This window comes from Oscillibacter sp. UBA6647, from assembly GCA_002455655.1.
Taxonomy (GTDB): Bacteria; Bacillota; Clostridia; order Oscillospirales; family Oscillospiraceae; genus Oscillibacter.
The window spans coordinates 1-5,512 of the sequence record DKLF01000089.1; the positions used below are offsets into that span (position 1 = coordinate 1).

The 5,512-nt window shown below is 57.2% G+C and carries 7 protein-coding genes; all 7 read right to left on the minus strand.

Annotation, left to right across the window (positions count from 1 at the left end; translation table 11 throughout):
- Positions 1 to 192: 192 nt before the first annotated feature.
- Entirely contained in the window at positions 193 to 552 is a 360-nt protein-coding gene (locus B2W96_RS06370; RefSeq protein WP_293009449.1) for a metal-dependent transcriptional regulator, read from the minus strand.
- Between the two features lie 82 nt (positions 553 to 634).
- Complete coding sequence (locus B2W96_RS06375) at positions 635 to 787, minus strand: FeoB-associated Cys-rich membrane protein (protein ID WP_293009450.1); 153 nt, start codon at positions 785 to 787, stop codon at positions 635 to 637.
- Positions 788 to 830: 43 nt separating this feature from the next.
- Complete coding sequence (gene feoB, locus B2W96_RS06380) at positions 831 to 3,011, minus strand: ferrous iron transport protein B (protein WP_293009451.1); 2,181 nt, start codon at positions 3,009 to 3,011, stop codon at positions 831 to 833.
- Positions 3,012 to 3,200: 189 nt separating this feature from the next.
- The gene (locus B2W96_RS06385; protein WP_293009452.1) at positions 3,201 to 3,422 is read right to left on the minus strand and encodes a FeoA family protein; all 222 of its coding nucleotides are present in this window, start codon (positions 3,420 to 3,422) and stop codon (positions 3,201 to 3,203) included.
- 11 nt (positions 3,423 to 3,433) lie between these two features.
- Positions 3,434 to 3,646, minus strand: coding sequence for a FeoA family protein (locus tag B2W96_RS06390; RefSeq protein ID WP_293009453.1), 213 nt, complete (start codon positions 3,644 to 3,646; stop codon positions 3,434 to 3,436).
- A gap of 391 nt (positions 3,647 to 4,037) precedes the next feature.
- Complete coding sequence (locus tag B2W96_RS06395; RefSeq protein WP_293009454.1) at positions 4,038 to 4,463, minus strand: flavodoxin; 426 nt, start codon at positions 4,461 to 4,463, stop codon at positions 4,038 to 4,040.
- A 50-nt stretch (positions 4,464 to 4,513) separates the two neighbouring features.
- Positions 4,514 to 5,080, minus strand: a complete 567-nt coding sequence (locus B2W96_RS06400; protein WP_293009455.1) for a DUF3793 family protein — start codon at positions 5,078 to 5,080, stop codon at positions 4,514 to 4,516.
- Positions 5,081 to 5,512 lie beyond the last annotated feature (432 nt).

Here is a 5,512-nt window from a genome sequence, read left to right on the forward strand (position 1 = left end):
GCAGCCCCATGATCATTCCTGTGGTCACCAAGCTGTAACTAAAAATAAACAAAGCGCCGCCCCGAACATTCGGGGCGGCGCTTTTTGCCGTTGCCTTTCAGGCGGAGCGCCGGACGCGTTCCTTTGCGGGAATGGCACGCGGAACCCCGCCGCTGCCGCGCTTTGGGGCAAACAATCGGCAAAGCCTTTATATCAGGCCCCAAGCCCCTCCAGCGCCCGCTCGGGCAACGAGGCTGCCAGCAGACAGGAAAGCTCAAAGCTCTCGCCTTCCGTCAGGTCAAGACCCAGCCTTGGCAGCAGGAACTGCAATTGAAGGGCTTTTCTTTTGAAATCTCTTGCCGCCAGAAAGCCCGTGTCTGTGAGATAGATTTTTCCGTACCGCTTCCGCACCAGAAATCCCTTTTCCATCAGGACGGCGGACATCCGGGTGACAGAGGGCTTGGTCACATGCAGCGCTTTGGCCAGCTCCACGGTGCTGACATCCGGCATGGCGTGAGCCAGATCGTAAATTGCCGCAAGATAGCGCCGATGCGCCGGGGTCAGTCGTTCCATTACAAACCTCCTGTTTCAAAATGGGCACAGGGAGGCGCGGGCGGAGTTTGCTCTGCCCGCGCCCCAACTGTCAAGTGAATTTTTATTTCCCGTGGCAGCTTCCGCCGCAGGAGCCGCAGTCGCTGCCGCAGGAGCAGCCGCCTTTCCCGTTTTTCCTGTTGTGGACGCCGCGGGCCACGATGGCCACGAAGATACCCAGAACGATCAGTCCTATGATAATTGTCGGTGCATTCATGTGCAGACCACTCCTTTCAAAGTGTCAAATGTAGATGTGTATATTACCGGACGCCGGCTTTGGCAGCCGCGTCCACAGAACTGACAGAGAGGACATTGCCGTCGTACTTATTCTTGCGGAACAGGAGATACACCAGACCCGCCAGCACCACAAGCGCCGCCACGGTGCCCGCGCCAAAGGATACCTCGCCCAACAGCAATCCGCCCAACTGATAGATAATCAGGGCCATCACATAGGCGAAACCGCACATATAGCCGATGGCGGCAGCAGTCCATTTGGCGTTGTTCATCTCCCGCCGGATGGCACCCATAGCGGCAAAGCAGGGGGCGCACAGCAGGTTGAAAACCATGAAGCTGTATGCGGAGAGGACCGTGTAGTGTGCCGCGATGGCGGCCCAGAGACCCGCGTCGTCCTCGGCAACCTCTTCGCCGATGTGGAACAAAACGCCGAAGGTGGAAACCACGTTCTCCTTGGCTATCAGGCCGGTGACGGTGGCCACGGTGGACTGCCAGTCGCCAAAGCCCAACGGCGCAAAGATGATGCACACCGCACCGCCGATGGCAGCAAGCAGAGAGGAGTTATTGTCCTCCACCATGCCGAACCCACCGTCCACAAAGCCAAAGCCCTGAAGGAACCACAGCACAATGGAAGAGGCAACGATAATGGTACCCGCCCGCTTGATAAAGGACCAGCCCCGCTCCCATGTGGCCCGCAAAACGTTGTTCATGGCGGGCACGTGATAGGCGGGCAGCTCCATAACGAAGGGCGCCGGGTCCCCGGCGAAGCCCTTTGTCTTCTTCAGGATGATGCCGGAGATAATGATAGCGGCCACGCCGATAAAATAGGCGGACACAGCCACAAGGCCGCTGTTGTCAAACAGCGCGCCGGCGAACAGGCCGATGATAGGCATTTTTGCTCCGCAGGGGATGAAGCAGGTGGTCATGACGGTCATGCGCCGGTCCCGCTCATTTTCAATGGTGCGGGAGGCCATCACGCCGGGCACGCCGCAGCCGGTGCCGATAAGCATGGGGATAAAGCTCTTGCCGGACAGGCCAAACTTCCTGAAAATCCGGTCCATGATGAAGGCAATACGGGCCATATAGCCCACGTCCTCCAAAATGGCCAGCATGAAGAACAGCACCAGCATCTGGGGCACAAAGCCCAGCACCGCGCCAACACCTGCGATGATACCGTCGGAGATCAGGCCGATCAGCCACTCGGCAACACCCCAGCCCTCCAGCAGAACGCGGGAGCCCTCCTGAAGCCAGGCCGCACCCAGCACGTCGTTGGTCCAGTCCGTCAGGAAGCTGCCGAAGGGTCCCATGGCAACCCAATACACCGCGAACATGATGACCGCAAAAATGGGCAGGGCCAGAATCCGGTTGGTGACAACACGGTCGATTTTATCGGAGGAGGTAAGATCGTGCTTGGCCCGCTGTCTCTTCACAGCCTTATTCACCACGCCGTTTATGTAAGCATACCGCTGGTTGGTGATGATGCTCTCCGCATCGTCGTCCAGCTCTTTTTCACAGTCGGTGATGTGCTCTTCCAGATGGGCCTTCAAGCCGGCATCGATGTTCAACTCGGAGAGGACCTTGCTGTCCCGCTCGAAGATCTTGATGGCATACCAGCGGAGGAAACGGTCGTCCACTTTTCCCTGAATGGACTCCTCGATGTGGGCAATGGCGTGCTCCACACTGCCGGTGAACACATGGGGAAGCTCCCCTGCCTTGCGGGACTGGCCCAGTGCCATCGCCTTCTCGGCGGCGGAAATGCTGCCCTCGCTCTTCAGCGCGCTCATTTCCACAACCTCGCAGTGCAGCGCCTCCGCAAGCTTCTGCAAATCAATCTGATCTCCGTTTTTCCGCACCAGATCGATCATATTCACCGCTACCAGCACCGGCAGGCCCAGCTCCACCAGTTGGGTGGTGAGATAGAGGTTCCGCTCGATATTGGTGCCGTCCACAATGTTCAAAATGGCATCCGGCTTCTCATTCACCAGATAGCCCCGGGCCACCATCTCCTCCAGCGTATAGGGGGACAGGGAATAGATACCGGGCAAATCCTGAATCACCACGTCCTTGTGACCTTTCAGCTTGCCCTCCTTCTTCTCCACGGTCACGCCGGGCCAGTTGCCCACGTACTGGTTGGAGCCAGTCAAGTCGTTGAACAGCGTGGTTTTACCGCAGTTTGGGTTACCGGCCAGTGCAATCTTAATATTCATCGTTTTCTCCTTCCAAAAATGTTAGTAAAAGCTAACCTTTAGCCCTTGAAAACGGCGGCCCGCCGCCGCCTTGCGGGAGCGGATCTCTCCGCACCCAGTCTTCTTCAATGAGCAAACGCGCACTGCGCGCCCGGTTCGCTCTCGCGGAAAATCCGGCTTTCTGAATTCGTCCGCGAAAAAATGTACTGCTTACTGAACCTCGATCATTTCCGCGTCGACCTTGCGCAGGCTGAGCTCATAGCCCCGCACATTCAGCTCCATGGGGTCGCCCAAGGGGGCCACCTTCCGCACGTGGACCTCCACGCCCTTGGTAATGCCCATGTCCATGATCCGCCGCTTGATGGCGCCCTCGCCGTGCAGCTTTACCACGGTGGCGTTTTCGCCCACCTTCACGTCTCTCAGTGTCCTCATGTCTCTCCTCCTCAAATCATAATGCGATTGGCCATTGTCTTGTCCAGAGCAATGCGGCTGTCCTTCACCTGAAGAATCAGATTCCCGGCAATTTCGCTGACCACCGTGATATCCTCATCCACCACAAAGCCCAGCTCCGCCAAGTGCTGGCGTACCTCGTCTTTGCCGGAAATCTTACGGATCGTCACAGTCTCCCCTGTTCTCGCCATCGTCAGCGGCATCATAGGCTCTCCCCCCTCTCAAGGATTAGCGATTGCTAACCACAACTCCGAATACAAAGGTAAGTCACAACTTACCTCTCTTACAGCTAGAGTTTACTACCACTAACCATCCTTGTCAACCCCTTTTTTATGCATCCGGCGGCCTTAAGTTAGTTTCGCTAACTTACACGGATTGAAGAAGGTCTGTCCCTCTTCCTTTGTGAAAATTTACAAGTCTGTTTTCTCAATCCGCGGTTCCGTCCTTTCAGGTCCGCCTATGCAGTGCGGATGGAAGCCCAGGACGTCCGAAAACGGAGCCGCCCCCGCGTGGTCCTCCTGAACCGCACGGGGGAAGCATCCGGGGAAAATAGAAGGTAACCAGAAGCTATGTATGCTTTTTAGCGAATACGGCGCATTACCACTTGGCAAGCCCCCGGCCCAGCTCGCGGCAGGCCTCCTGCCCCGCTTCATCCGGCATTTCGTTGGCGACCAGACCCTCCTCCTCGTAGAGGTTGGCGCTGTCGCAGCGCTTGCACCAGTCACGCATCCACTGGCCGTCGCCCCAGCCGTAGGAGCCGAACAGCGCGATGCGCTTGCCGGTGAGATCGCCCTCCAGATTGGTGAACATGGGGTCGAACTCGCTCTCCTCCAAAACCTCGGACCCCATGGCGGGGCAGCCGAAGGCCACGGCTCCGTATTCCTTAAACCGGGCGGTGGAAAAATCGCCGGGACCAAGCAGCTCGGCCTCGCCGCCCGCTTCCTTGACGCCCTCCGCAATGCACTGGGCCATTTTTTCCGTATTGCCGGTGCCGCTCCAATAAACGATTGCAACTTTGTTCATGATGCAGTTTCCTTTCTCAGCAGATAGATTAAATATATGACCAGCGGCGGCTATGCAGCCACCACAAGCTCAATAAGGGGGACTCCCTGGGCATACCGATCCTTATACACTGCCGTGCATTTGCGGTACCGGTCAAAGCATTTCTGCGCCGCCGCCGGATCACCGTAGGCTTTCCAATAGCCGCAGCAGGTATAGTTCCAGCCCCGGTTCTCAATGAAGCCCACCACATCCTCCAGCGGATAGCCCAGAAAGATTCCGATTTCGTGGGGATACTCCGCATTTATGCACATACGCTCGGAAAGCTGGTCCAGCATGGCGGGCACACCGGAGGTGACGTAGCCCTCGCCCTCCAGAAACGCGCGGCTTCCATCTTCTTCCAGCAGCCGGGCCACCCAGGACTCCCGATAGACATAAAGCATCCCTGCGTCCAGCGAGGGACATTCCTTTAAAACCCGAACGCGAATGCCATAGAGCTTCAGCGTCTCGTCCCAGCGGGCCGCGTCGCACCGAAGCTGCTCCAGACTTTCGCTCCGAAAACGAAACAGATTGGCGGGCTTCACCCCCGCCAGAGTGGGCGCGCAGTGGGTAATCAGCGCCGTTTCAAACCGTGGCTCCATAAACTGCCTCCCGTGTCCTGCGGAGCAGTTCGCTCCGTGTCAATGCGGGCCGCCAGCGGGCGGCTCCCGCGTCAATGGAACAAATCTCATGACGTGTATAGCCTTCCCTTTTTTCTGCCGGGCATCCGCAAAAACGGCTTCAAGGGTACTAAAAACCCTCCCACAGGACGTAGGTTTGCAAGCGCAGGTTAAGTTAGGCTAGACTAATCTTATGCGTTTTGAAATGCCGCCCTCAGGCAGCCTCCACGCATCGGTTAGCTTAACCTAACCGATGCTGAGAGAATACCACGGCCCCGCCCGTTTGTCAAGAGATGGCGCGTAAATTTCTTTCAACGCCTTGACTTTCGGGGCGGCAATGCTATACTAAATAATAACCAACAGTCAATTTTTTCCGCTTTATACGAGGAGGTAATACAATGGATAAAACTGTTT

Bases quoted from the DNA above. Each gene is read 5' to 3' on its own strand.
- B2W96_RS06385 (WP_293009452.1), bottom strand. From the start codon at position 3,422: ATGAGGACACTGAGAGACGTGAAGGTGGGCGAAAACGCCACCGTGGTA.
- B2W96_RS06370 (WP_293009449.1), bottom strand. From the start codon at position 552: ATGGAACGACTGACCCCGGCGCATCGGCGCTATCTTGCGGCAATTTAC.
- B2W96_RS06400 (WP_293009455.1), bottom strand. From the start codon at position 5,080: ATGGAGCCACGGTTTGAAACGGCGCTGATTACCCACTGCGCGCCCACT.
- B2W96_RS06390 (WP_293009453.1), bottom strand. From the start codon at position 3,646: ATGATGCCGCTGACGATGGCGAGAACAGGGGAGACTGTGACGATCCGT.
- B2W96_RS06375 (WP_293009450.1), bottom strand. From the start codon at position 787: ATGAATGCACCGACAATTATCATAGGACTGATCGTTCTGGGTATCTTC.
- feoB (WP_293009451.1), bottom strand. From the start codon at position 3,011: ATGAATATTAAGATTGCACTGGCCGGTAACCCAAACTGCGGTAAAACC.
- B2W96_RS06395 (WP_293009454.1), bottom strand. From the start codon at position 4,463: ATGAACAAAGTTGCAATCGTTTATTGGAGCGGCACCGGCAATACGGAA.